The organism is Paraburkholderia sp. GAS33 (assembly GCF_050436645.1).
GTDB classification, from domain to species: domain Bacteria; phylum Pseudomonadota; class Gammaproteobacteria; order Burkholderiales; family Burkholderiaceae; genus Paraburkholderia; species Paraburkholderia phenazinium_B.
In genome coordinates, this window is record NZ_JBNDMP010000009.1 from 200432 (window position 1) to 225082 (window position 24651).

The 24651-nt window shown below is 63.0% G+C and carries 23 protein-coding genes; 13 read left to right on the forward strand and 10 right to left on the reverse strand.

Annotation, left to right across the window (positions count from 1 at the left end; genetic code table 11):
* Positions 1 to 20: 20 nt before the first annotated feature.
* Positions 21 to 902, forward strand: coding sequence for a pirin family protein (locus P3T24_RS25935; protein WP_429439161.1), 882 nt, complete (start codon positions 21 to 23; stop codon positions 900 to 902).
* Between the two features lie 157 nt (positions 903 to 1059).
* Positions 1060 to 1908, forward strand: a complete 849-nt coding sequence (trxA, locus tag P3T24_RS25940) for a thioredoxin (RefSeq protein ID WP_429439164.1) — start codon at positions 1060 to 1062, stop codon at positions 1906 to 1908.
* Between the two features lie 40 nt (positions 1909 to 1948).
* Here trxA and tcdA read toward each other — a convergent pair whose 3' ends face one another.
* Entirely contained in the window at positions 1949 to 2815 is an 867-nt protein-coding gene (gene tcdA / locus P3T24_RS25945; RefSeq protein WP_429439167.1) for a tRNA cyclic N6-threonylcarbamoyladenosine(37) synthase TcdA, read from the reverse strand.
* A gap of 225 nt (positions 2816 to 3040) precedes the next feature.
* Here tcdA and pdxH point away from each other — a divergent pair, with 225 nt between their 5' ends.
* The 3 genes from pdxH to P3T24_RS25960 all read left to right on the forward strand — a co-directional run bounded on the left by pdxH (position 3041) and on the right by P3T24_RS25960 (position 6480).
* On the forward strand, positions 3041 to 3682 hold the full coding sequence (gene pdxH / locus P3T24_RS25950; RefSeq protein WP_429439169.1) for a pyridoxamine 5'-phosphate oxidase: 642 nt from the start codon (positions 3041 to 3043) through the stop codon (positions 3680 to 3682).
* A gap of 144 nt (positions 3683 to 3826) precedes the next feature.
* Entirely contained in the window at positions 3827 to 5050 is a 1224-nt protein-coding gene (locus P3T24_RS25955; protein WP_429286826.1) for a class I SAM-dependent methyltransferase, read from the forward strand.
* Between the two features lie 77 nt (positions 5051 to 5127).
* The gene (locus P3T24_RS25960; protein WP_429439172.1) at positions 5128 to 6480 is read left to right on the forward strand and encodes a DUF72 domain-containing protein; all 1353 of its coding nucleotides are present in this window, start codon (positions 5128 to 5130) and stop codon (positions 6478 to 6480) included.
* An 81-nt stretch (positions 6481 to 6561) separates the two neighbouring features.
* Here P3T24_RS25960 and msrA read toward each other — a convergent pair whose 3' ends face one another.
* The gene (msrA, locus tag P3T24_RS25965; RefSeq protein WP_429439175.1) at positions 6562 to 7110 is read right to left on the reverse strand and encodes a peptide-methionine (S)-S-oxide reductase MsrA; all 549 of its coding nucleotides are present in this window, start codon (positions 7108 to 7110) and stop codon (positions 6562 to 6564) included.
* A 342-nt stretch (positions 7111 to 7452) separates the two neighbouring features.
* On the opposite strand from msrA, the gene P3T24_RS25970 reads away from it, so the two are divergent.
* Positions 7453 to 7962: a flavin reductase family protein gene (locus P3T24_RS25970; protein WP_429286823.1), complete on the forward strand. Its 510-nt coding sequence runs from the start codon at positions 7453 to 7455 to the stop codon at positions 7960 to 7962.
* A 98-nt stretch (positions 7963 to 8060) separates the two neighbouring features.
* On the opposite strand, the gene P3T24_RS25975 is transcribed toward P3T24_RS25970, so the two are convergent.
* On the reverse strand, positions 8061 to 8576 hold the full coding sequence (locus tag P3T24_RS25975) for an Lrp/AsnC family transcriptional regulator (RefSeq protein ID WP_074263491.1): 516 nt from the start codon (positions 8574 to 8576) through the stop codon (positions 8061 to 8063).
* Positions 8577 to 8707: 131 nt separating this feature from the next.
* Here P3T24_RS25975 and kynB point away from each other — a divergent pair, with 131 nt between their 5' ends.
* Genes kynB through kynA form a run of 3 tightly spaced genes read left to right on the forward strand, consistent with a single transcriptional unit; the run spans position 8708 to position 11642 of the window.
* The gene (gene kynB, locus P3T24_RS25980) at positions 8708 to 9352 is read left to right on the forward strand and encodes an arylformamidase (protein WP_429409304.1); all 645 of its coding nucleotides are present in this window, start codon (positions 8708 to 8710) and stop codon (positions 9350 to 9352) included.
* Between the two features lie 30 nt (positions 9353 to 9382).
* The gene (gene kynU, locus P3T24_RS25985; protein ID WP_429439177.1) at positions 9383 to 10633 is read left to right on the forward strand and encodes a kynureninase; all 1251 of its coding nucleotides are present in this window, start codon (positions 9383 to 9385) and stop codon (positions 10631 to 10633) included.
* A gap of 10 nt (positions 10634 to 10643) precedes the next feature.
* Positions 10644 to 11642 carry a tryptophan 2,3-dioxygenase gene (gene kynA, locus P3T24_RS25990; RefSeq protein WP_429439180.1) on the forward strand — a complete coding sequence of 333 codons (999 nt, stop codon included), beginning with the start codon at positions 10644 to 10646 and terminating at the stop codon, positions 11640 to 11642.
* Positions 11643 to 11694: 52 nt separating this feature from the next.
* On the opposite strand, the gene P3T24_RS25995 is transcribed toward kynA, so the two are convergent.
* Positions 11695 to 12684 carry an AraC family transcriptional regulator gene (locus P3T24_RS25995; protein ID WP_074263487.1) on the reverse strand — a complete coding sequence of 330 codons (990 nt, stop codon included), beginning with the start codon at positions 12682 to 12684 and terminating at the stop codon, positions 11695 to 11697.
* 441 nt (positions 12685 to 13125) lie between these two features.
* On the opposite strand from P3T24_RS25995, the gene dalD reads away from it, so the two are divergent.
* The 3 genes from dalD to P3T24_RS26010 all read left to right on the forward strand — a co-directional run bounded on the left by dalD (position 13126) and on the right by P3T24_RS26010 (position 17194).
* Positions 13126 to 14532, forward strand: coding sequence for a D-arabinitol 4-dehydrogenase (gene dalD, locus P3T24_RS26000; RefSeq protein WP_429439184.1), 1407 nt, complete (start codon positions 13126 to 13128; stop codon positions 14530 to 14532).
* 158 nt (positions 14533 to 14690) lie between these two features.
* A complete protein-coding gene (xylB, locus tag P3T24_RS26005; protein ID WP_429439187.1) occupies positions 14691 to 16172 on the forward strand; it encodes a xylulokinase in 1482 nt (493 codons plus the stop codon).
* 74 nt (positions 16173 to 16246) lie between these two features.
* Positions 16247 to 17194 (forward strand): sugar-binding transcriptional regulator, encoded by a 948-nt coding sequence (locus tag P3T24_RS26010; RefSeq protein WP_074263484.1) that lies wholly within the window; start codon positions 16247 to 16249, stop codon positions 17192 to 17194.
* Between the two features lie 52 nt (positions 17195 to 17246).
* On the opposite strand, the gene P3T24_RS26015 is transcribed toward P3T24_RS26010, so the two are convergent.
* From P3T24_RS26015 to P3T24_RS26040, 6 genes are all read right to left on the reverse strand, one after another.
* Complete coding sequence (locus P3T24_RS26015; RefSeq protein WP_074263483.1) at positions 17247 to 18356, reverse strand: ABC transporter ATP-binding protein; 1110 nt, start codon at positions 18354 to 18356, stop codon at positions 17247 to 17249.
* Positions 18357 to 18467: 111 nt separating this feature from the next.
* The gene (locus tag P3T24_RS26020; RefSeq protein ID WP_429439189.1) at positions 18468 to 19172 is read right to left on the reverse strand and encodes an HAD family hydrolase; all 705 of its coding nucleotides are present in this window, start codon (positions 19170 to 19172) and stop codon (positions 18468 to 18470) included.
* Positions 19169 to 20038, reverse strand: coding sequence for a carbohydrate ABC transporter permease (locus P3T24_RS26025; protein WP_074263481.1), 870 nt, complete (start codon positions 20036 to 20038; stop codon positions 19169 to 19171). Before P3T24_RS26025 ends, P3T24_RS26020 begins: the two co-directional genes overlap by 4 nt.
* Complete coding sequence (locus P3T24_RS26030; RefSeq protein WP_074263480.1) at positions 20035 to 20970, reverse strand: carbohydrate ABC transporter permease; 936 nt, start codon at positions 20968 to 20970, stop codon at positions 20035 to 20037. Before P3T24_RS26030 ends, P3T24_RS26025 begins: the two co-directional genes overlap by 4 nt.
* A gap of 178 nt (positions 20971 to 21148) precedes the next feature.
* A complete protein-coding gene (locus P3T24_RS26035) occupies positions 21149 to 22471 on the reverse strand; it encodes an ABC transporter substrate-binding protein (protein ID WP_429439192.1) in 1323 nt (440 codons plus the stop codon).
* Between the two features lie 78 nt (positions 22472 to 22549).
* Positions 22550 to 23332, reverse strand: coding sequence for an L-iditol 2-dehydrogenase (locus P3T24_RS26040; RefSeq protein WP_074263478.1), 783 nt, complete (start codon positions 23330 to 23332; stop codon positions 22550 to 22552).
* A gap of 345 nt (positions 23333 to 23677) precedes the next feature.
* Between P3T24_RS26040 and P3T24_RS26045 the strand changes: the two genes are divergently transcribed.
* Positions 23678 to 24634: a metal ABC transporter solute-binding protein gene (locus tag P3T24_RS26045; RefSeq protein ID WP_429439194.1), complete on the forward strand. Its 957-nt coding sequence runs from the start codon at positions 23678 to 23680 to the stop codon at positions 24632 to 24634.
* Positions 24635 to 24651 lie beyond the last annotated feature (17 nt).

The window sequence follows — 24651 nt, forward strand, 5'->3', positions numbered from 1 at the left end:
CCTCCCCAACGAGCGTGACCATGTCCTCCTCGATCAAAGCAGTCCTCAAGCCCCATCTGCGAGACGTAGGCAGCCTGAGCGTGCGTCGCGTGCTGCCGGCGCTGGCCGCGCGCCTGATCGGGCCGTTCATCTTCTTCGATCACATGGGCCCCGCCGTGCTCGAACCCGGCGTCGGCCTGGATGTCCGTCCGCATCCGCACATCGGCCTCGCCACGGTCACGTATCTGTTCGAAGGCGCGATCATGCATCGCGACAGCATCGGCTCGGAGCAGAAAATCGTCCCTGGCGACGTCAACTGGATGACCGCCGGCCGCGGCATCGTCCATTCGGAACGCACACCCAACGAAGACCGCGCGAGCGGCCTCGCCATGCACGGCATCCAGACCTGGGTCGCGCTGCCGCTGGATCACGAAGATACCGAGCCGTCCTTCGAGCATCACGCCGCCGCCACGCTGCCCGAGATCGAACGCAACGGCGTCACGCTGCGCGTGATCGCCGGCACGGCGTTCGGCCAGACCGCGCCGGTCACGACCTTCTCGGGCACGCTCTACGTGGCCGCGCATTTCACGCCCGGCAGCGCGTTCGCGCTGGAACCGGAACATGAGGAACGCGGCGTCTATCTGGTGGAAGGCGATCTGGAGATCGACGGGACGCCGCTCGAAGTCGGCACGATGGCAGTGCTGGCGCTCGATGAAACGGTCACGCTCGCCAGCAGCAACGGCGCCACCGTGATGGTACTCGGCGGCGACAAGCTGGACGGGGAACGTTTCATCGAATGGAATTTCGTCGCCAGTTCGCGCGAGAAAATCGAGAAGGCCAAGCTCGCGTGGACGAATCAGGAAATGGGCAAGGTGCCCGGCGAAACGGAGTGGATTCCGCTGCCCGAGCGGAAAGCGCACTGAGTGCTTCGGGCGGTGCAGCCGCGTAGCGGTGTGGCAACGCGCGGGTGTCGACGGAGACACCCAATTCCACCCCCGCCGTGAACCCAGCCCGTGCGCATTGAACCCACCGCATTCGCCCCCATCTAGCGGGACGAACCGTTATACCGACGAGGATGCAATGGAAACAAGTCTGGCCACTTTCGAAAAAGACGTTATCGCCGCCTCGACGCTCGCCCCCGTGCTGGTCGACTTCTGGGCGCCGTGGTGCGGCCCGTGCAAGACGCTCGGGCCGATGCTGGAAAAACTCGAAACCGAGTATGCCGGCAAATGGCGCCTGGTGAAGGTGAACGTCGACGAGAATCAGGAACTGGCAGCGCACTTCCAGGTGCGCAGCATCCCGCACGTGATGGCGTTTGCTGACGGCCGTCCCGTCGACCAGTTCGTCGGCGTGCTGCCGGAAGGTCAGTTGCGCGAGTTTCTCGACCGGCTGGTGCCGCAGGGCGCCGACGCCGCACGCGCCGAAGCGCAGGCCGCTCTCGCCGAAGGCCATCGCGAAGATGCATACGACGCACTCAAGGAAGCGCTTGCCTACGATCCGGGCTATGACGACGCCCGCCTCGACCTGATCGAGCTGCTGCTGGAAGACAACCGCATCGACGAGGCCCGCAACGAGGTCGATCTGCTGTCGCCGAAAACCACCCAGGGTATCGACGCGCGCTTCAACGCGATCAAGACGCGCCTCGACGCGGTCGATGCCGCGGCCGACCTGCCGCCCACCGACGCGCTAGAAGCGCGTGTGGCCGCCGAGCCTGGCGATCTCGAAGCACGCTTCGACCTCGCTAGCGCGCTGATTGCGCGGCGTAACTATGCTGGCGCGCTCGAGCATCTGCTCGCCATCGTGCAGCGCGACCGCACGTTCCGCGACGATATTGGCCGCAAGACCATGCTGTCGGTGTTCGATCTGGCCGCACACCAGCCGGAAATCGTCTCGCAGTGGCGGCGCAAGCTCAGCGCGGCGTTGTTCTGAGGAGCGGAGAACCCTTGAGCCGCAAGGCAACCTAAAGGCGCTAAGCCGCCGCCGCCCGCTGCCCTAACGCGCGCAGCACATGGGCTGCGGCGGCGAAACCGAAGCTCGCCGTCACACACACGCTCGAGCCAAACCCCGCACAGTTCAACCCGACCGGCCCGGCATAACCTGGCGAGGTTGTAACGTGCTCGGCGACCTCATCGATATCGCAGACCGCCGCTTCCGGGTAGATCAGCGGCTCGTCCGAATACACCGCGCTCACCTTGAACTTCGCCTTCGGCCCGCGCGGGAACCCATGCTGTTTGCGTAATTGCGCGCGCACCTTCGAGAGCAGCGGGTCCTGAATCGTCAGCGCCAGATCGTCGATGCGGATGCGCGTCGGATCGAGCTGGCCGCCGGCGCCGCCCACCGTGATCAGCGGCTGCCCCTGTTCGACGCACCATGCGATCAACGCGGTTTTGGTACGCACGCTGTCGATTGCATCGATCACGTAATCGAAACCGCCGCCCAGCAGCGCCGCAAAATTATCCGGCTCGATGAAGTCTTCAACGAGACGTACGTCGCATAGCGGATTGATCTGCGCAATCCGCTCAGCCATGGCGTCGACTTTCGGCTTGCCGTAGTTGCCGTCGAGCGCGTGAATCTGCCGGTTGGTGTTGCTCTCCGCCACGTTATCCAGATCGATCAGCGTCAGCGAGCCCACCGCGCTGCGCGCCAGCGCCTCGGCCACCCACGAGCCGACGCCGCCAATCCCGATCACCGCGACGCTCGCACGCTCGAACGCCGCCAGTGCCGGCGCGCCGTACAGCCGGGCGATGCCGCCAAAACGCCGCACGTGGTCGGCGGCTTCAAAGCCGCCGGGGCTGGTAGTAAGATCGGAAGGCGCGGCAGTGCCAGGCGTGGACATGGTCGGGGGCTCGTCGAAAACGGACATGGAGGCGGACAAAGAAGCGGGGAAACACAGAAGCGAATCGCGCGCATGTGCCAATCCGCTATTTTGCCTGATCACGTGGCCATGAACGCTGCAGCCCTGCGCGAACCGTGGCTTTAGCGCCTGCACGGGTTGTCACCGCGCACGCAGAAAAGTTGTTCCCTGGCTATACTGGATGAACTGTAGCGTTCGCATAAGAACATGACCTCACTCGCCGAACTTCGGAAAAATTATTCGCTAGGTTCAATGGACGTCGGCGATGTCGACCACAACCCGGTTCGCCAGTTCGAAGCATGGTTCGCACAGGCGCTCGATGCCCAGTTGCCCGAACCCAATACGATGACGCTCGCCACGGTCGATTCGCGCGGCCGGCCTTCGGCCCGAATTGTGCTGATCAAGGGCGTCGATGAGCGCGGCTTTGTGTTCTTCACCAACTACGACAGCCGTAAAGGCCGCGAAATCGCGGACAATCCGCATGCGAGCCTGCTGTTCTACTGGATCGAACTCGAGCGCCAGGTGCGCATCGAGGGCAAGGTCGTGAAGACAAGTCCCGCCGAAAGCGATCAGTACTTCCAATCGCGCCCGCTCGGTTCGCGGATTGGCGCATGGGCATCGGATCAAAGTCAGGTAATTGAAAGCCGCGCGGTGCTCGAAGCGCGAGAGAAAGAAATTAGCGCGAAGTACGGCGATCAACCGCCGCGGCCGCCTCACTGGGGCGGCTACCGGCTGGTTCCGGATGCCATAGAATTCTGGCAGGGCAGGCCGTCGCGTTTGCACGACCGGCTGCTCTACACACGTGCGGTGCAAGACGGCGACTGGCAAATCGCCCGGCTATCGCCCTGAACCTATAACAACGCCGGCGCGCTAGCCTTGCAAGCTGCGCGTGCACCGGCAGGATCGCGCGGCCATTCGGTGTGGGAGTGACGCCAAGGCACGCAGCGACCTGAAAAGCTTTGCTTTGTATTTCATCGGACACGGAGAAATCACATGTTCTGGGAGAAGAAGCTGGCGCAGTGGGTTGAAGACGTAAAAACCAGGGCGAACCTGCCAGCACGCCTTGTTCTGTGGGACGGCCAGCAACACGACTTCGGGCAGTTTGCCGCGCCCCAGGTCACCTTGCACGTAAAGAGCGCAACGGCGTTGCCCTACCTGCTCGAACCGAGCCTCGACAATCTGGGCGAGGCGTACGTGAAGGGCAAGATCGACATCGAAGGCAAGCTGTCGGACATCATCAACATCGGCTACTCGCTGGCACGCAACACCGTGACCAGTGCGAGCAAGCTGGCGCGGGTGCGGCGCTACTTCAATCACTCGAAATCGTCGGACAAGAAAGCCATTCAGTACCACTACGATGTCTCGAACGAGTTCTACAAGCTATGGCTCGACGAGAACATGGTGTACTCGTGCGCGTACTTCGAAGAGGGCGATGAAGATCTCGCCACTGCGCAGATCAAGAAGATCGACCACATCCTTACCAAGATCCAGTTGCAGCCAGGGCAGCGTCTGCTCGACATCGGCTGCGGCTGGGGTGCCCTCGTGCTGCGGGCGGCCTCGAAGTTCGGAGCGAAGTGCGTGGGCGTGACGCTGTCGCAGAACCAGTTCGATCTGGCTACCGCGCGCGTGAAAGCCGCCGGGCTTGAAGACCGGATCGAGATCCGCCTGCAGGACTATCGCGACGTGGAAGGCCAGTTCGACCGCATCACGAGCGTGGGCATGTTCGAACACGTCGGCCGCAAAAATCTGCCGGGCTACTTTCAGAAGATCCACGATCTGCTGGTGGACGACGGCATTGCAATGAACCACGGCATCACGTCGAGCGATTCGGACAGCGGCGAAACGGCGCTTGGTGGCGGTGAGTTCATCGATCGCTACGTGTTTCCCGACGGCGAACTGCCACACATCAGCCTCGCGCTCGAATCGATGCAGCGCGGCGGGCTCGAGGCAGTTGACGTCGAAAGCCTGCGCCGTCACTATGCGCACACGCTCGATATCTGGGCGGAGAATTTCGAAACCCACGCGGAAGAAGCACGCAAGCTCGTCGACGACGAAAAATTCCGCATCTGGCGTGTGTATCTGGCCGGCTGCGCGTACGCGTTCGAAAACGACGACGTGTCGATCTACCAGGTGGTGTGCCGCAAGGCCGGCCGCAGCGCGAAGACCTTGCCGTGGTCGCGCCGGTACATGTACGAGAGGCAGGACAAACCGCTGTGATGCGGCGCGCCGGAGCTAGCACCACAGCCGCGCGATCGTTCCGGCGCAACCCTTGACAGTGAGAAGATCAGGAATCGATGGACGAGGGCGGAGCGAGCGAATTTGCGTCGGTGACGCAGGTGAAGGCGGGGACGGACGCGGTCAGTGAGGGCGCCGCCACGCCGGACGCGGATGCCGGGCAACTGGATCTGTTTGGCATGCCGGTGGGTATGCCCGGTTCTTCGTCTGCTGCTCCCCGAGCTGCGCCGGGCGGCATTTCCGGCACGACCCGGCAGCGGCAAGCGCGAAGCTCTTTGGCCGCTTCGCTATGGGAAGAGGAGACGGAAGCTGACGAGGCTGATGCCGAATCCGGGGCTGAAACGGAACCCCACACGGACGAGGCGCCCTCGTCTGACGCCACGGCACCCAAAAAACGCCGCTCGCGCGACGTGATCGCCGCCGAACCCTCTTCCGATGTCCTCGAAATCGCCGCCGGGCTACCCCCGCAGATCCGGCTCGGTACATCCACGTGGTCGTTTCCTGGCTGGAAAGGCATCGTCTACGGCGACGACTACAGCAACAGCAAACTCTCTCGCGACGGTCTGACCGCATACGGCCTGCATCCGCTGCTGCGCACGGTGAGCATCGACCGCTCGTTTTACGCGCCGCTTACCGTCACTGACTATCTGCGCTACGCGCAGCAGGTGCCGGAGCATTTCCGCTTCATCGTCAAGGCGCCCGCGCTCGTCACCGATGCCACCGTGCGCGCCGAGCGCGGCGAACCGGTCTCGCTCAATCCGTGCTTTCTGAACGCGCAACTGGCCGTCGACGAGTTCGTGCGGCCCTGCCTCGACGGACTGGGTGCGAAGGCCGGCGCGCTTGTGTTCCAGTTCTCGCCATTGCCCGATCAGATGCTGGCGAACCCCGCCGGCTTCATCGAGCAGCTCGCCGGGTTTCTCTCAGCGTTGCCGGTTCTACCCGAAGGCACGCGCTACGCGGTCGAGATACGCGACGCATGCCTGCTGACGCCGCGCTTCATCCGCACGCTGAAAGCGACCGGGGTGCGATATTGCGTAGGGATTCATGCGCGCATGCCCGACCCGCTGCGCCAGGCAGCGGCGCTTGCGTTGCTCGACGGCGAGCCGACCGGTCCGCTAATCGTGCGCTGGAGTCTGCACGGCGGCTTCAAATACGAACAGGCGAAGGCAAAGTACGATCCGTTCGACCGTCTGGTCGACGAAGATCCGGCCACCCGCACAGCACTGGCCGAACTGGCCGCCCGCTACGCGATTGCTGGGCAGCCGGTGCTGATCGCCGTGAACAACAAGGCGGAAGGCTCGGCGCCGCTGACCTGCGTGAAACTCGCGCGGGCGATTGTCGAGGCGTACTCACGATTGCTGGACGAAGCGGCAAGCCGCGAACCGGCACCGGCAGCCCCTGAGAGCATCTGACATCCCGCAACTGGCACCTGGGCCCAACCAGCGCGCGCTCAAACCGGAACGCGCCGAACTGCGTCGCCGGTCACCCAGCGCTCAACCCGCCTTGACCCGATGCGCGAACTTCTGACGAAACTTCGCGACCTTCGGCGCCACGACGAACGAGCAATAGCCCTGATCCGGATGCTGCGCGAAATAGTTCTGATGATAGGCTTCGGCCGGCCAGTAGTTGCCGTCGAGCGGCAGCACCTGGGTAACGATCTGTCCGTCGTAGATGCCTTCGGCGGCAATCTCGCGAATCGCCTGCAGCGCCGTTTCGCGTTGCGCGTCCGAATGCGTGAAGATCACCGAACGGTATTGCGTGCCGACGTCGTTGCCCTGCCGGTTAAGCTGGGTCGGATCGTGGATCGTGAAGAAAATATCCAGAATCTCGCGGTAGCTGATGCGTGCCGAGTCGAAATCGACCTTTACGACTTCAGCATGCCCGGTGACACCGTCGCACACCTGCTCGTAAGTCGGGCGCTCCGTCTGACCGCCCGCGTAGCCGGACTCCACGACATTGACGCCGTCGACGCCGAGAAAAACCGCTTCGAGGCACCAAAAACATCCGCCGCCAAGGGTGGCGGTTTCGACTGTTTCATTCATGTTGCCTGCTCCTCGTTGGTTGCCACCCGCGGATATGGCGGCCTCGCCGCGCCGCCGCCCTTTTTCACGCCTGTCGTGCCAGACCGCCGGCGGACATTTACCGCTACCCGCATGAAGCGGGCCACGCCTGCGGCGGCGGTTCATGGCAGCTAAAGCGCTCGAAGGCAACTGGAAAGAATTGAGGTCGCCTGATGGCGACATCGGCCAAGGTTCGCGGCCAGTTCGCCCGCGATTCCGTTAAAATTGGGACAAATCGCCGATTTTCTACATGACTTTCGATTCAATTTATACCCTTCGCGCGCCATATGCGGCCGCTTGGCCGGCCCTGCGGATCTGCTTCCGATGAAGCGCGCCAGTCCGCCCAATTTCGACCAGCTCGCCTTCAAAAAGGCGCTGGGCCAGTTCGCCACCGGCGTTACCGTCATTACGACACGTGCGGCGTCGGGGCGGTTGATCGGCATCACGGCGAGCTCATTTAATTCGGTGTCGCTCGCGCCGCCGCTCGTGCTGTGGAGCCTCGCGACGCGTTCAGCGTCGATGCCGGCATTCCAGACCAATAGCCACTACGTCGTCAACGTGCTGGCCGCGTCGCAGCTCGATCTGTGCAAGCGCTTTGCGACCGTGAAGGGTGACCGCTTCGAGGGTGTCTCACACGCGGCGGGCGATTCCGGGATGCCGGTGCTCGACGGTGCGCTAGCGTGGTTTGAATGCCACAACCGCAGCCGCTACGAGGAAGGCGACCACGTTATTTTCGTTGGGGAAGTGGAACGCTGCGGGATCCGTGAGGATGCCGGGGAGATTGCACCGCTGGTGTTCCAGAACGGCGAATTCCACGGACTAAAGCCGCTCTAGGCGGCTCATGTTGCGTCCGGGCCGCGAGTATTTGCGCGCGGAGTCGGCCCGCGGCATGCTGCCGGCGCCGTTTCTCCGGACTTCCTCCGCGCTTTCATTCAGTCGCCTGCAACCACGCTGGTTCTGGCCATCGCTCCCGGCACCAGTTCCACCGGCACGCCCGAATCCTCCTTGAGCGTCTGCAGAACGATGTTCGAGCGGATATCCATCACGCCGGGCGCCTTATACAGCCGCTGCAGCACGAAATCCGAGTAGTGCTTGAGGTTGTGCGCGAGCACCCGCAGCAGATAATGAGTCTCGCCCGTCACGACGAACGCTCCCACCACCTCCGGCCAGTCCCTTAACGCCTCGGCGAAACGCTCGTGCCAGTTTTGCTGGTCGTTGCGCATCGATACCTGCACGAACGCCTCCAGTTCGAAGCCCAGCACCTCGCGGTTCAGGCACGCCCGGTAACGTTCGATCACTCCCTGCTCTTCCAGCAAACGCAACCTCCGCAGACACGCGGAGGGCGAGAGCGAGATCCGCTCTGCCAAGTCGAGATTGCTGATCCTTCCCTCTTGCTGAAGCACCGTCAAGATACGGCAATCGGTGGCGTCGAGCGAGATCGCGTTCATATTCGGTCTCCCTTTCCTGTTTGCATCAAATTATGTTCCAAGGGAGACCAAAAAACGAGATTTTTTCGCAAGCACATTTCATCTCGCCCCGCCTATCATTCGAGAGATATACAGAAAGGCGCATCGGAGACATGACTACACTCTGGGACATCACCCCCGCCGTCGACACCGCAACGCCCGTCTGGCCGGGCGATACGCCGGTTGGCATCGAGCGCGTCTGGCGCATGGAGGCGGGCTCGCCCGTCAACGTCGGACGGCTCACGCTCTCGCCACATACCGGCGCGCATACCGACGCGCCGCTTCACTACGACGCCGAGGGCGCCGCCATTGGCGCAGTGCCGCTCGACGCATATCTGGGCCGCTGCCGCGTGATCCATTGCATTGGCGCAACACCGGTCGTCACGCCCGAGCATGTGGCCGGCTCGCTGGACGGTGTGCCGCCGCGCGTCCTGCTGCGCACCTACCAGCAAGCGCCGACCACGACGTGGGACAGTGCGTTCTGCGCAGTCGCGCCGGAGACGATCGATCTGCTGGCGTCGCACGGCGTCAAGCTGATCGGCATCGACACGCCGTCGCTCGACCCGCAGGAATCGAAGACGATGGACGCGCATCACCGCATCCGCGCGCACCGGATGGCGATTCTCGAAGGAATCGTGCTGGATGCCGTCGCGCCCGGCGACTACGAACTGATCGCGCTGCCTCTCAAATTCGCCACGCTCGATGCGAGCCCGGTGCGCGCCGTACTGCGCGCGCTGCCCGCCGCCGAACTCGGCTGACCCATTCTGATTTTTCGACTCTGGACCATCATGAAAAACCGTGACGAAGCCGTAGCGCTCGACCGCGCCGACCCGCTTGGCGCCCTGCGCGACCAGTTCGCGCTGCCCTCGACCACCATCTACCTGGACGGCAACTCGCTTGGCGTGCCGCCGGCCGCCGCCGCGCAGCGTGCGCAAACCGTGATCGCCGCCGAATGGGGCGAAGGACTGATCCGCAGCTGGAACAGCGCGGGATGGTTCGCATTGCCGCGGCGCCTGGGCAACAAGCTCGCACCGCTGATCGGCGCAGCGCACAACGAAGTCGTCGTCACCGATACGATTTCGATCAACCTGTTCAAGCTGCTTTCAGCCGCCGTGCGTCTTGCGAACGAGCGCGACCCGAAGCGGCGCGTAATCGTCTCGGAACGCTCGAACTTCCCGTCGGACCTGTATATCGCGCAGGGGCTGATCGAGCAGCTCGATCGGGGTTACGAACTGCGCCTCGTCGACGATCCGTCCGAACTGCCCGCGGCGATCGGCGACGACACCGCTATCGCGATGATCACGCACGTGAACTACCGCACTGGCTATATGCACGACATGGCGGCGCTCACGAAACTGATTCACGACAAGGGCGTGCTGGCGCTGTGGGACCTCGCGCATTCGGCGGGCGCGGTGCCGGTGGATCTGAACGGTGTCGGCGCGGATTACGCGGTGGGCTGCACGTATAAGTATCTGAATGGCGGCCCCGGCTCGCCGGCGTTTGTGTGGGTGCCGCATCGTCATCAGAATGCGTTCGCGCAACCATTGTCGGGCTGGTGGGGTCATCGTGCGCCGTTCGAGATGAACCCGGTCTACAAGCCCGATGACGGCGTAGGACGCTTCCTGTGCGGCACGCAGCCGATGGTGTCGATGGCGCTCGTGGAATGCGGGCTCGACGTGTTCCTGCAAACCGATATGCAGGCGGTTCGCCAGAAGTCGCTGGCGCTGACCGATCTGTTCATCGAACTGGTCGAATCGCGCTGCGCCGAGTTTCCGCTTACGCTCGTGACGCCGCGCGATCATGCGCAACGCGGCTCGCATGCGAGCTTCGAACATCCGCACGGTTATGAAGTGATGCAGGCGCTGATTGCGCGCGGCGTGATTGGCGACTATCGCGAACCACGTGTGTTGCGCTTCGGCTTCACGCCGCTGTACACGCGCTTTGTCGACGTGTGGGATGCCGTCGAAACGCTGCATGAGGTGCTGGTCAAAGAGACCTGGCGTGCACCGGAATTTGCCGCTCGCGGCGCGGTGACCTGAGGAGCGCGCGATGACCGATCATATGCAAACGCCGGGGCTGCCTGGTTCACCTGATGAGTCTGCTGCTGCGCCGGTGCAGGGCGGCTGTCCGTTTGGTCACGGCAGCGGTAGCACTGCTGCAGTTCACGCTGCCTCAGCGCCACATGTCCAGGCGGCGGACGACGAAAACGAAAGCGCGGGCGAGATCGATAACGGCTGGCACAACGCCCAACTCGATTTCTCGAAGTCGATGAGCTACGGAGATTACCTCTCGCTCGGCTCCATCCTGTCTGCGCAACATCCGCTTTCGCCGGATCACAACGAGATGTTGTTCATCATCCAGCATCAGACGAGTGAACTGTGGATGAAGCTTGCGTTGTACGAGCTGCGCGCTGCACTCGAAGCGGTGCATCGCGATGAGTTGCCGCCCGCGTTCAAGATGCTGGCGCGCGTGTCGCGCATCATGGAGCAGTTGGTGCAGGCGTGGAGCGTGCTGTCGACGATGACACCTTCCGAATACACGGCGATGCGGCCTTACCTCGGCAGCTCGTCCGGATTTCAGTCGCATCAATACCGGCAGATCGAGTTCCTGCTCGGCAACAAGAATGAACTGATGCTGAAGCCGCATGCGCATCGGCCTGACGTGCTCGCCGAAGTGCAGGCCACGCTCGAAGCGCCTTCCTTCTATGACGAAGTGATCCGTCTGCTCGCGCGGCGCGGATTTGCGATTGCACCCGGGAGGCTGGAGCGCGACTGGACCCAGCCGACCACGCACGATGCGTCAGTGGAAGCAGCGTGGCTCGAGGTTTATCGCAATCCGTCGCAGCATTGGGAGCTGTATGAGATGGCCGAGGAGCTGGTCGATCTGGAAGACGCGTTTCGGCAGTGGCGCTTTCGTCATGTGACGACGGTTGAGCGGATCATCGGCTTCAAGCAAGGCACGGGCGGTACCAGCGGCGCGCTGTATCTGCGCAAGATGCTGGACGTGGTGCTGTTTCCAGAGTTGTGGCATGTGAGGACGATGCTTTAGCCCGCAGACGCTCGCTCCACCACCGCAGGACGAGCGACCAACATCGAGCCGCCTACGTCGCCCGATAAGCGCCAGCCGATATCCGCGCACGCCCCCGCTTCTGCACCGCTGGCACAATCGCCGGAGCATCAGCAACACCGTCACCACGAGCCGCGGCTTCATCGGAAGCATCGCGGCTCGCGTCGTTCAGATGCTGGTAACGGCGAAACTTCGAAGGCGACATCCCCTTCGCAAGCAGGAACTGCCGGTTGAAATTGGACAGATTGTTGAAGCCGACCTTGTAGCAGATATCGGTCACGCTCAACTCATCGTCCATCAACATCTGGCAGGCGAGATTGATACGCATGCGGTTGACGTACTGCACGAACGGCATGCCGGTATGACGGCGAAAATAACGTGAGAAAGCGCTCACGCTCTGCCCCGCCAGTTGCGCGAGATCCGACTCACGCAAGTCCGAGGACAGATTCTTGCCAATATAGGACAGCGCATGATTGATGCGCGTGGCAGCGAAACCGGTCGGATCCGTCTGATAAGCAGGGCTCGCCAGCAGTTCGGTATCCTGAGCACTCACCAGCACTTCGAACATCGACATGAACAGCACGATGCGGCGTAAGCCACGCGCGTTCAACAGCTCCATAAAGAGCGGCTGGATCGCCGCGCTGGTTTGCGCGCCGAACGACACCCCACGCCGCGAAGCGGCCAGCAACGCCTCCACCTGACGCCACTCCGGAAAGCTCTCCATACAGTGCGCGACGAACTCCTGTCCGAACTGCACGACCAGATTGCGCCGTTCAACGGTTTCGCCTTCCGGCACGTCGCTCACCCAGTTGTGCGGCAGGTTCGGCCCCACCATCACCAGATTGCCAGGCACAAAGTTGCTGATGTGATCGCCGACGAACACCTTGCCGGTCGTCGCCACAATCAGATGGATTTCGTATTCGGGGTGGAAATGCCAGCGCACCGTGCGGTACGGATACCCGTGAGACCACACCTTGAACGATTCGTCGCGGCGCACGGCCACGAGCTCGAGATCGGGTTGCACGTGTCTTCCTCCATTGAAGCGGCTCGCTGCAGCGCTGATTTCTGGCGCGCGCCGCCGATCTTCGGTTTGTATAACGGAAATTAGCCCTCAAACGCGCCGCGCACCACTAAAAATGAGACCGCAGACTGATACTTTTTTGCATCGGGGTTACTCCTGACGCTTTGAATGTCAAATTTGATGCATTGCAACAGCGCTGCAAAGGGGCACCAGACAACGCTGCCCACTCTCCGCACACCTCGCAGAAGCCCCGCCACGCGGCGCTGCGCCACAGATTGAGGCGTTTGCCGCCTTGACTTTCGATTCGCCGGATACGATCATTCGTTCACATGCAGAGCAAATGCTCCACCCAGAAAACGCACGCGTAGACCGTGCGTGAAAAACTTTCGCAAGGGATCGACACGAGCGCTAAAGCGCTAACTCCGATCCACAAAGGAGACACCTATGAACAGCGGCCAAAGCGGCGTCGCGAACGCCCACGTGATCTTGCACATTGGCGCGGGATCGTTTCACCGCGCCCATCAGGCGTGGTATCTACACCGCCTCAACGAGCTACGCAAGGAAGGCGAACCGCGCTGGTCGCTCACGGTCGGCAATATTCGCGGCGACATGAACGCTGTGCTCGAAGGACTCGCGGCGCAGGACGGTGTCTATACGCTCGAAACCGTCACGCCCGCAGGAGAGCGCGAGTATGAGACGGTGCGTTCGATCGAGCGCGTGGTGCCGTGGTCGGAGACCCTCGATGGACTGATCGAAGCGGGTGCCGATCCGGCCTGCAAGATCATCGCGTTCACGGTCACCGAAGGCGGCTATTACCTCGACGAGCACGACCGCCTCGACACCGCCCTTGCCGACCTCGCCGCCGACCTCAAAGGCGCCCGCACGACCATCTACGGCGCATTGGCAGCGATTCTCGAAGCGCGCATGCAGCGCAACGCCGGACCAGTGACGCTGCAAAGCTGCGACAACCTGCGTAGCAACGGCGAGCGTTTTCACGCCGGCATGAGCGAGTTCCTCGAGCGCAGCGGCGCTGCCGCGCTCGCGGCCTGGTTCGACGCCAATACGACCTCGCCGAGCTCGATGGTCGACCGCATCACGCCACGACCCACCCCCGATGTGCGCGAACGCGTGCTGGCGGCCACCGGTTTCGACGATGCCGTGCCGGTGATGGGCGAAGCGTTTATCCAGTGGGTCATCGAAGACCGCTTTTGCGCGGGACGTCCGGCGTGGGAGCGGGTCGGCGCGGAGCTGGTCGAATCGGTGGTGCCGTATGAAGAGGCCAAGATCCGCATCCTCAATGCCACCCATAGCTGCATTGCCTGGGCCGGAACGCTGGTCGGGCTGAACTACATCCACGAAGGCACGCAAGACGCTGAGATCCGCCAGTTCGCCTTCGATTACGTCACACAGGATGTGATCCCCTGTCTCACGCCGAGCCCGCTCGATCTGGCGCGCTATCGCGACGTCGTGCTCGACCGCTTTAGCAATCCGCATATCCAGGACACCAATCAGCGGGTCGCGGCCGACGGCTTTTCGAAGATCCCGGGCTTCATTGCCCCGACCCTCGCCGAGTGCTTCGAACGCGGTGTCGAGCCGGCGGCCACGGCCATGCTGCCCTCGCTGTTCTTCCGCTTTCTCGACCGCTGGCAGGCCGGCAAGCTGCCGTACAAGTATCAGGACGGTGTGATGGACGAACGCGTTGCGCGCGCATTCTTTGCCGCGCCCGACCCGTTGCAGGCGTTCTGCGCCGATCGGCTTCTATGGGGCAGCCTCGCGCAAACGCCCCATCTGGAGAAGGCGCTGCGCGGTGCGCTAGCCCGCGTGGATGCGTGGCTAGCCACGCGCGCCTAAGGTTCGGGGGCGCGCCCACCGCGCCCCCGCCTCCTTGACACACTGCCGCGGCCACCACGAACCACCGCACGCCGTCCCGGGTCAGGTCTAACGCCCATGGCATCGACCGCCGTGTGCGGCTACAGTAGCGCATCCCCAACGACGAAGGTTCCGCGCCCATGTATCTCGGCATCGACCTCGGCACGTCCGAAGTGAAAGTCCTGCTGCTCGCGTCAAACGGACGCGTGATCGGTACGGCAGGCTCTCCGTTTACCGTTTCGCGTCCGCATCAGCGCTGGGCCGAACAGAATCCCTCCGACTGGTGGGAAGGCACGCGCGCCGCCCTCTTTGCGCTGCGCGCGAAGCACCCCGACGAATTCGCCCAGATCCGCGGCATTGGCCTCTCGGGGCAGATGCACGGCGCCGTGCTGCTCGATGCGCAGGACCGTGTACTGCGCCCGGCGATCCTGTGGAACGACATGCGCAGTGTCGAGGAATGCGCCGAGCTGACCGAGCGTGCGCCGGAACTGCACCAGATAGCCGGCAATCTCGCGATGCCAGGTTTCACCGCGCCCAAACTGCTGTGGGTCGCACGCCATGAGCCGGAGATTTTCCGGCAGACAGCTTATGTCCTGCTGCCGAAGGATTATCTGCGGCTGCAGCTGACCGGCGACAAGGTGTCCGATCCTTCGGATGCTGCAGGTACGCTGTGGCTCGATGTGGCGAAGCGCGACTGGTCCGACACGCTGCTCGCCGCCTGCGACATGAGCCGCTCGCAGATGCCGCGTCTGTGCGAAGGCAGCGAATCGTCCGGCATCTTGCGGGCCGACGTGGCCCATGAGTTTGGCCTCGGCGACGGTGTCGTCGTCGCGGCAGGCGGCGGTGACAACGCGACGAGCGCGATCGGCATCGGTGCGACGCAACCGGGCGACGGCTTTGTCTCACTGGGCACCTCGGGCGTGCTGTGTGTAGTCGGCGACAGCTTCCGGCCGAATCCGTCATCCGCCGTGCACGCGTTTTGCCACGCGATTCCGGACCGCTGGCATCAGATGAGCGTGGTGCTCTCGGCAGCGAGTTGCCTGCGCTGGGTCTGCAAGCTCACGTCCACCGACGAACCCACACTGCTCGCCGAAGTCGAAGCGCTGACGCCCGAAGCTTTGGCGAGCGCGCCATTTTTCCTGCCGTATCTATCCGGCGAGCGCACGCCGCACAACGATCCGTATGCGCAGGGCGTGTTCTTCGGCATGAATCACGCCACCGATCGCGCGTTGCTCGGTTATGCGGTGCTCGAAGGCGTAACCTTCGCGCTCACTGACGGGCTCGATGCACTGCGCGCTGCGGGCACCGAGGCGAGCGGACTGTCACTGCTTGGCGGCGGCGCGCGCAGCAACTACTGGGCGCAACTACTGGCGGACGCGCTGAACACCACCACCCGCAAGCACGGCGGCGGCGAAACCGGCGCCGCGCTCGGCGCGGCCCGCCTCGGCTGGCTGGCGGCAGGTGGCGATCCGGCGCAGGTGCTCACCAAACCCCCGGTCGAAATGGAATTCACCCCGGACCCGGCGCGACACGCGGCCTTGCGCGCGCGGCTGGATGGCTTCCGGACGCTGTACCGGCATGTACGGCCGCTGTTCGACCCGTCGCGCGAGCGGCTGGCTTAGCGATGACGTCCTCCATGCCGGAATCAGCAGACTGAGAGACTGCTATCCTCGGCGCAAACCACAAGAAGCCCACCGTGCCCAAGTCCAACGAAAAACTCGACCTCGCCACACGCGCCGCGTGGCTCTACTACGTCGCAGGCAACACCCAGAACGAGATCGCCGAGAAGCTGCAGGTGTCGCGCCCGGTGGCGCAGCGGCTGGTCGCGTTCGCGGTCGAGAAGAACCTGATCCGCGTGCGGGTCGATCATCAGCTCGCCGATTGCCTCGCGCTCGCCGAGCAGTTGTCGAAGCGCTATGGCCTCGCGATGTGCGAAGTGGTACCGGTCGACAACGACACCGCCGAGGAAGTCGACCGCAAGCTCGCCGTCGCCGGCGCGCAGGTGATGGAACGCTATCTGAACGAAGAAAAGCCAATGGTAGTCGCGGTGGGCAGCGGCCGGACGCTCAAAGCCGCGGTCGACCAGATCGCCCAGCTGGAGCGTCCGCAACACCGGTTGGTATCGATGGTCGGGGCGATCGCCCAGGACGGCTCCTCGAACCGCTACGACGTCGCGCTGCACATTTCGGAGAAGACCGGCGGCAAGCATTTTCTGCTGCCCGCGCCGCTGCTCGCCGATAGCGAGGCCGAGCGCGCGCAGTGGTGCAATCACCGTCTGTACCGGATCGTCGAATCGCTGACAGGCGAGGCCGATGTGGCGTTTGTCGGGATTGGCAACATCGGACCGCACTGTCCGCTATACGAGGATGGGTTTATTACGTCGAGCGAAGTGAAGGAGCTCGTGCAAAACAAGGCGGTGGCCGAGATCCTCGGTCTGCCGATCGACGCAGCGGGTGGGCACGTCGAATCGTCGACGGGGCAGCGCGTCACCAGCGTGGCGCTGGATTCGCCGCCGCGGCGGCCCACGATTGGCTTCGCCGGCGGCGAGCGCAAGCGCGAGGCGGTGATTGCAGTGCTCAAAGGCGGATGGCTGTCGGGGCTGGTGACCGACGAGTTGTGCGCACGAGCGGCGCTGGAGGCGTGAACGCTACAGGCAAGATGCGCCGGCTATACGCGGCGCACCTTGTGTTCTTCGCTTAAGCAGCCAGTACCTCGACAATCTTGCGCTGGAACGCTTTCCCTTGGGCATCGAACAGATGGCAATGCTCGGGCGTCGCGCCGAGCTTCTGCGTCTCGCCCTTCGTATGCCGTTCGAGCGGCGGAATACGCGCAATCAGACCTTCCGGCGACACACTCGATTCCGCGTACAGATAAGCCGCATCCCCAAGCGATTCAATCGCCATCGTGCGTGCCGAAACGCCGTCATCGGTCGTGCCGACGTGCAGATGCTCGGGGCGAATCCCAACCGTCACCTTGTCGCCCTGCTTCACCGTGCCCGGCTCCACTGCAACGCGCTGGGTCTCGCCGGTTTCGTAGCGCACCGTGACGCCGTCGTGCGTAACCGACTGCACCACGCCCTCCATGAAGTTCATTTTCGGCGAGCCGATAAAGCCTGCCACGAAGCGGTTGGCCGGCGCGTGATACAGCATCGTCGGGCTGCCGACCTGCTCGACATTGCCCGCCGACAGCACCACGATCTTGTCCGCCAGCGTCATGGCCTCGACCTGATCGTGCGTCACGTAGATCATCGTGGTCTTCAGCTCGTCGTGCAGACGGGCGAACTCCAGGCGCATCTTCACGCGCAGCGCGGCATCGAGGTTCGACAGCGGTTCGTCGAAGAGGAACACCTTCGGCTTGCGCGTAATCGCACGGCCGATGGCCACGCGTTGCCGCTGGCCGCCCGACAACTGCTTGGGCTTGCGGTCGAGCAGGTGGTCGATGTGCAGAATCTTCGCTGCATTGCGCACCGCCGCGTCGATCTCCGGCTTCTTGGTGCCGGCAAGCTTCAGCCCGAACGCCATGTTGTCGTACAGCGTCATGTGCGGATAAAGCGCGTACGACTGGAACACCATCGCAATGCCGCGCTTTGCCGGCGGCACGTCGTTCACGCGCGTGCCGTCGATATTCAGATCGCCGCTCGTGATGTCCTCGAGGCCGGCGATCATGCGCATCAGCGTCGATTTCCCGCAGCCGCTCGGGCCCACGAACACAACGAACTCACCGTCCGCGATGTCGAGATTGACGTCGCGCATCACTTCATTGTCGTCGTAGGCTTTTCTGATGTTGCGCAGAGTTAAGCTTGCCATGATGTGTCTCCGTATGTTTCTCGTACTACGTTAATCCAGTTTGACAGCGTCCGCTAGCGGCGTGTGCCTGTCTCTTTCCGCACCCGGCTCGTAAACCCTCTCGATACCTTCTCAATGCAATGCCGCCGTCGCGCGCTGGGTCCATTGCGCCACCAGCTCGGGCAGTTGCGTCATATCGTCGAATACGTGGGAAGCACCCGCCGCATGCAACGCCCCGATCTGCGCCTCGCTCGCGTGACCGCCTCCGATAAAGCCCAGCACCGTCATTCCTGCCGCGCTCGCCGCCGTCACGCCGGTGACGCTGTCTTCCACGACCAGGCAGGCGCTGCTCGCCAGACCGAAACCCTTTGCTGCCGCCAGATACACGTCCGGAGCGGGCTTCGGCATGGCGACGGCATCGGCGCAGTACAGCCGGCCATCGAAGAACTTCTCGAGGCCCGTGCGCGCCAGCACCGTTTGCACATACGCCTTGAAGCTGTTGCTCGCGCATGCCTTGATAAGCGGAATCTGCGCGAGCGCCTCGGCAATGCCGGCGACTGCAGGTGCCTGCATCGCCGCAGCTTCGACGGCGTGGCGTATCGAGGCCATGTCTTCCGCGCTCAGGCTGCGGCCCAGTTGCGCGGCCGCGTTTTCGAGCACCCGTTCGATGCGCAACCCAAGCAGTGGCAGCACCACCGGTTCGACGTCGGTATCCGGCCAGCGCGCTTCCAGTTCATGCACCAGCATGCGCGCCGCCACCGCTTCGCTGTCGATCAGGACACCGTCGCAATCGCAGATCAACGCCAGCCGGTTACCGGTCACGGGGTTACCGGTCATTTAACCGCCCCGAACGTCAGCCCACGCACCAGTTGCTTCTGCGACAGCCAGCCGACGATCAGGATCGGCGCCACCGCCAGCAGCGAAGCGGCCGAAAGCTTGGCCCAGAACAACCCTTCAGGACTCGAGTACGACGCGATAAACACCGTCAGCGGCGCCGCGTTCGAACTGGACAGGTTGATACTCCAGAACGCCTCGTTCCACGACAGGATGACCAGCAGCAGCGCCGTGGAAGCCAGGCCCGGCAGCGACATCGGCATCAGCAGGAAGACAATTTCCTGCCAGGTCGCCGCGCCATCCATGCGGCCTGCTTCAAGAATATCGCGCGGAATCTCGGCGAAGTACGTGAAGGTCATCCACACCGCAATCGGCAGATTGATCAGCGTGTAGACGATCACGAGCCCCGACACCGTATCGAGCAGCCCGGAGTTCTTCCACAGCAGATAGATCGGCACCAGCACGCCCACCGACGGCATCATCTTCGTCGACAGCATCCACAGCAGCAGCTTCTGCGTGCGACGGGTCGGAAAGAACGCCATCGCGTAAGCACACGGCACGGCGAGCAACAGGCACAGCACCGTGACGCCCGCCGAAATCAGCACCGAATTCCACGCGAACGAGAAATAGTTGCTGCGTGCGAACACCTCACGGAAGCTGTCCAGCGTCGGGATGAAAAACAGCGACGACGCATAAGCCTGCTGCTCGGTCTTGAACGCGGTAATCGTCATCCAGAAGATCGGGAAGAACAGCAGCAACGCGATCAGCCATGCGAACACACCAGGAATCGCGCGCTTGAAGACGGCCCACGGCGCGTTCTTCGACGAGGTGGCCGACGACGAAACAGGTGAAGCGGCAACGTGGCTCATTTTTCGTACTCCCCTTTCAGGTTCTTCGCGAGCATGCGGACAAGGAAGAACGACACGATGTTCGCCAGCACCACCGCGAGAATCCCGCCGGCCGAGGCGAGGCCCACGTCGAACTGTTGCAGGCCGAGCGAATAGATCAGGTAAGACAGATTGGTGGTCGCCGTGCCTGGGCCGCCGCCTGTCGTCGTATAGATTTCAGCGAAGATCGACAGCAGGAAAATGGTCTCCATCATCACCACCACCGCAATCGCCCGTTTCAGGTGAGGCAGCGTGATGTAGAAGAACATCGAGAAGGCACCCGCGCCGTCGATCTTGGCCGCTTCCTTCTGCTCCTGGTCGAGCGACTGGATGGCCGTGAACAAAATCAGGAACGCGAACGGTAACCACTGCCACGAGACGATCATGATGATCGCGGTGAGCGGATAGTCGGCGAACCAGTCGATCGGCTGCATGCCTATGGCGCGCATACCCTGCGCGATCAGGCCGTAGACCGGATGCAGGATCATGTTCTTCCAGATCAGCGCGCTGACCGTCGGCATCACGAAGAACGGCGCAATCGCCAGCAGCCGTGCGACACCCTGGCCGTAGAACTTACGGTCGAACAGCACCGACATCAGCACGCCGCCCACTACCGTAATCACCAGCGTGGCGATAATCAGTTCGAGCGTGTGTCCGATCGACGGTCCGAACGACGGGTCTGTAGCGAGGTACTTGTAGTTGTCGATCCCCGCAAAACCCTTTTCATCAGGGTTGAGCAGGTTGTAGTGCGAGAACGAAAACCAGATCGTCATCGCCAACGGAATCGCCATCCACAGTACCAGTACAGCGGTGGACGGTGCCGCTAACCAGCGCGCGGAATTGGCTTTGCGCGTTTCGCGCTCTTTTTCGGTCTGGGGAGTGGCATGCATGAGAGGAAGGCGCAGAGGACGCATGATGTGACCACCTGTTCGGTAAAGCGCGGTAAACGCGCGGCTGAAGGTTCAGCCCGAGGTGCTGCCGGTCGCGGCGAAGCGGGTGCGACCGGGACGTGGCTCAGGCGTAACGGCTCAGCCGCGACGGCCCGCTGTGCTGCAAGGGCCGGCCGACTGGCGTCGGCCGGCGTGTTTCACGTCACTTCAGATAACCGGCCTGCCGCACAGCGCGTTCGGCAGTAGCCTGTCCGGCTGCCAGTGCCTGGTCGACGGTCATCTGTCCGGCGAGGGCACCCGAGATGCTTTGGCCCACTACCGTACCAAACGACTGAAACTCAGGAATGCCGACGAACTGCACACCGGTGTACGGCACCGGTTTGAGCGTCGGATGATTCGGATCAGCCGTTTCGATCGCCTTCAGCACGAAGTCGGCAAACGGTGCGGCCGCCTTGTACTCAGGACGAGCATAGGTCGACTGACGGGTTCCCGGAGGCGCCGAGGCCCAGCCTTCATCCTTCGCGACCATCTCGATGTATTCCTTCGAGGTGGCCCACGCGATGAACTTCTTCGCAGCATCAGCCTGCTTGGACGACTTCGGAATTGCCAGCGCCCAGGCCCACAGCCAGTGTGCGCCGTTCGGCGTCACTTCGGTCGGAGCGGCAGCAAAACCCACCTTGTCGGCGATCTGCGATTGCTGCTTGTTGTACAGCATGCCGGCCGCCACCGTCGCATCGATCCACATCGCGCATTTGCCCGATGACATCAGCGTCAGGTTTTCGTTGAAGCCGTTCGAGCTCGCTCCCGGAGGGCCGTCTTTTTGCAGCAGGTTGACGTAGAAGCCGATAGCCTTCTTCCATTCCGGCGACGTCAATTGCGGTTCCCACTTCTCGTTGAACCAGCGGCCGCCGAAGGTGTTCACGACCGTGGTCGCGTACGCCATGTTTTCGCCCCAACCGGCCTTGCCGCGCAGGCAGATGCCGTAGATGCCGTTGGCCTTGTCGGTGAGCTTGTCGGCGAATTGCTGGATCTGGTCATAAGTCGGCTGATCCGGCATCGTCAGACCCTTCGCTGCGAACAGGTCCTTGCGGTAGTACGTCATCGAGCTTTCGACGTAGAACGGCAGCGCATACAGCGAGCCGTTGTACGACAGCCCCTCGCGCGCCGTCTTCACGACGTCGTTCAGATCATAGGCGGCGGGCAGGTTCGTGATCGGGGTGAGCCAGCCGCGCTTGCCCCATTGCGGCGTCTCGTACGCACCGATCGTCATCACGTCGAACTGGCCGCTGCCGGTCGTGATGTCGGTGGTGGCGCGCTGACGCAGCACGTTTTCTTCCAGGATCACCCAGTTCAGCTTGATGTCCGGATTGGCCTGCTCGAACGCCGGCGACAGCTTTTTCAGCTCGATCATGTCCGGGTTGTTCAAGGTCGCGATCGTCACCGTCGCGGCCGAGGCGTTCAACGCTGCGCACGCAACGGCGGCGGCACCGACGGCCTTGAGCGCGGGTTTCATGGCTGCTTTCATCACTTGTCTCCTTTCTAGTACGTTATGTTTTACTGCGTTGTTGTGCAAACGGGCGTTAAGCAGGTAAGGGCCCACGGGTTAGCTCATCCAGTTGCCACCGTCGACGTTCAGCGTCTGTGCGGTGATGTAATCAGCATCAGCGGAAGCAAGGAACAACGCCGCGCCGGTCAGGTCGTCGGGAACACCCATACGGCCGAGCGGCACCGCCTCGCCGACCAGACGCTTCTTTTCGCCGGGCTGACGGTTCTCATATTTCGCGAAGAGCGCGTCGACCTGATCCCACATCGGCGTATCCACGACCCCGGGTGCGATCCCGTTGACGTTGATCTTGTGCGGCGCCAGCGCCAGTGCAGCGGACTGCGTATAGCTTAGTACGGCGGCTTTGGTTGCGCAGTAGTGTGAAACGAGTGCCTCGCCGCGCCGGCCGGCCTGCGATGACATGTTAATGATCTTGCCGCCGTGGCCCTGCTCGACCATGCGCTGGGCGACGGCCTGCATCAGGAAGAACATACCTTTGACGTTGACGGCGAAAAGGCGGTCGAAGACGTCCCAGGATTCGTCGAGAATCGGACGCATGTCGAACAGCGCAGCGTTGTTGAAGAGAATATCGATCTGGCCGAAGCGTTCGACCGTGCTGGCGACAATGCGCTGGATGTCCTCGCGGCGCGTGACGTCGGCGCTGATGGTCAGCACCCGGTCGCCGTCCGCGTTGCGCAGCGCTGCCCCGAAGCCGTCAGCCGGCTTGACGTCGACCAGCACGCAACGCGCACCTTCGTCCAGATACCGGCGGGCAACGGCTTCGCCGATTCCGCTCGCTGCACCTGTGAGGATCGCCACTTTCCCTTGCAATCGCGTTGCCACTGCGTGTCTCCGGTTCGTTTCGAGTTTTGTCGCGCGGTGAGCGAACGCTCGTTGCGCGAACAATTGCTCTGTTGGTGATCGAATGATCGGATACGCGTCCGGTCATGTCAAGGCGGTTAACGAGATTTCGATGGTGCAGCGCGGCAGTGCCGGGTGGAGTCCGTTCGTCGTGCTCTGTCGAGGCCGCGGCACGCACCTGTGGCGGCAATACGCCGGCAGCGGACTGCCCTCAGCCGCTGACAAACTTATTAGATACGTTATATCATTGCATCCCCGCTTAACCGCGAAGCTCTCCCGGATCGGCCGGCACCCTTCGCATTCAACTCTTTAGCAGCAGGGATACCGATGAACAAACTCAGCTTGAAGTGGCACGATGCGCGCCGTGCGCTCAGCCTGTTGAAGTATCTGGTGGCCGGCGCCGCCGTGCTGGCGCTCGGCCAGAGCGCCTTCGCGCAGGATGCGAAGATCCAGGTGGTCGCCGCGGAAAACTTCTACGGGGACGTGGTGCATCAGTTGGGCGGCGACCATGTGGACGTCACCAGCATCCTGAGCAACCCGGACGAAGATCCGCATCTGTTCGAAGCGAGCCCGAAGACCGCCCGCGCATTGCAGCACGCGAACCTTGTGGTCTACAACGGCGCCGATTACGATCCGTGGATGGCGAAGCTGCTGAACGCATCGAAGAACAATGCAAAGCGCACGATCATCGTCGCCGCCGACCTGATCGGCAAGAAAAGCGGCGACAATCCGCACCTCTGGTATAACCCGGCAACCATGCCCGCAGTAGCCCGCGCAGTCACCACGGCACTCGAAACGGCTGACCCGGCGAACAAGTCGGCGTACGATGCGAACCTCGCGAAGTTTCTCGATTCGCTCAAGCCGATCGACGCCAAGGTGGCCGATCTGCACGGCCGCTATGCCGGCGTGCCGGTGACGGCGACGGAACCGGTGTTCGGCTACATGTCGGATGCAGTCGGCCTGACGATGCGCAATATGCGCTTCCAGCTGGCGACGATGAACGACACGGAAGCGAGCGCATCGGATATCGCCGCGTTCGAACGCGACCTGCGCGAAAAGCGCGTGCGGGTCCTGATCTATAACAGCCAGGCAACCGAGGCCCTGACCAAACGCATGCTGAAACTCGCGCAGCAATCGCACGTGCCGACCATGAGCGTCACGGAAACGGAACCGGCCGGCAAAAACTACCAGGTGTGGATGCTCTCGCAACTGGACGCGCTCTCCGCGGCGCTGGCGGCGGGTGATACCGGTGCGCCGGCAGCGGCGTCAGCGGCAGCCAAATAAGGCAGTAACCAACGGAA

Bases quoted from the DNA above. Each gene is read 5' to 3' on its own strand.
- P3T24_RS25935 (WP_429439161.1), top strand. From the start codon at position 21: ATGTCCTCCTCGATCAAAGCAGTCCTCAAGCCCCATCTGCGAGACGTA.
- trxA (WP_429439164.1), top strand. From the start codon at position 1,060: ATGGAAACAAGTCTGGCCACTTTCGAAAAAGACGTTATCGCCGCCTCG.
- tcdA (WP_429439167.1), bottom strand. From the start codon at position 2,815: ATGTCCACGCCTGGCACTGCCGCGCCTTCCGATCTTACTACCAGCCCC.
- pdxH (WP_429439169.1), top strand. From the start codon at position 3,041: ATGACCTCACTCGCCGAACTTCGGAAAAATTATTCGCTAGGTTCAATG.
- P3T24_RS25955 (WP_429286826.1), top strand. From the start codon at position 3,827: ATGTTCTGGGAGAAGAAGCTGGCGCAGTGGGTTGAAGACGTAAAAACC.
- P3T24_RS25960 (WP_429439172.1), top strand. From the start codon at position 5,128: ATGGACGAGGGCGGAGCGAGCGAATTTGCGTCGGTGACGCAGGTGAAG.
- msrA (WP_429439175.1), bottom strand. From the start codon at position 7,110: ATGAATGAAACAGTCGAAACCGCCACCCTTGGCGGCGGATGTTTTTGG.
- P3T24_RS25970 (WP_429286823.1), top strand. From the start codon at position 7,453: ATGAAGCGCGCCAGTCCGCCCAATTTCGACCAGCTCGCCTTCAAAAAG.
- P3T24_RS25975 (WP_074263491.1), bottom strand. From the start codon at position 8,576: ATGAACGCGATCTCGCTCGACGCCACCGATTGCCGTATCTTGACGGTG.
- kynB (WP_429409304.1), top strand. From the start codon at position 8,708: ATGACTACACTCTGGGACATCACCCCCGCCGTCGACACCGCAACGCCC.
- kynU (WP_429439177.1), top strand. From the start codon at position 9,383: ATGAAAAACCGTGACGAAGCCGTAGCGCTCGACCGCGCCGACCCGCTT.
- kynA (WP_429439180.1), top strand. From the start codon at position 10,644: ATGACCGATCATATGCAAACGCCGGGGCTGCCTGGTTCACCTGATGAG.
- dalD (WP_429439184.1), top strand. From the start codon at position 13,126: ATGAACAGCGGCCAAAGCGGCGTCGCGAACGCCCACGTGATCTTGCAC.
- xylB (WP_429439187.1), top strand. From the start codon at position 14,691: ATGTATCTCGGCATCGACCTCGGCACGTCCGAAGTGAAAGTCCTGCTG.
- P3T24_RS26015 (WP_074263483.1), bottom strand. From the start codon at position 18,356: ATGGCAAGCTTAACTCTGCGCAACATCAGAAAAGCCTACGACGACAAT.
- P3T24_RS26020 (WP_429439189.1), bottom strand. From the start codon at position 19,172: ATGACCGGTAACCCCGTGACCGGTAACCGGCTGGCGTTGATCTGCGAT.
- P3T24_RS26025 (WP_074263481.1), bottom strand. From the start codon at position 20,038: ATGAGCCACGTTGCCGCTTCACCTGTTTCGTCGTCGGCCACCTCGTCG.
- P3T24_RS26030 (WP_074263480.1), bottom strand. From the start codon at position 20,970: ATGCGTCCTCTGCGCCTTCCTCTCATGCATGCCACTCCCCAGACCGAA.
- P3T24_RS26035 (WP_429439192.1), bottom strand. From the start codon at position 22,471: ATGAAAGCAGCCATGAAACCCGCGCTCAAGGCCGTCGGTGCCGCCGCC.
- P3T24_RS26045 (WP_429439194.1), top strand. From the start codon at position 23,678: ATGAACAAACTCAGCTTGAAGTGGCACGATGCGCGCCGTGCGCTCAGC.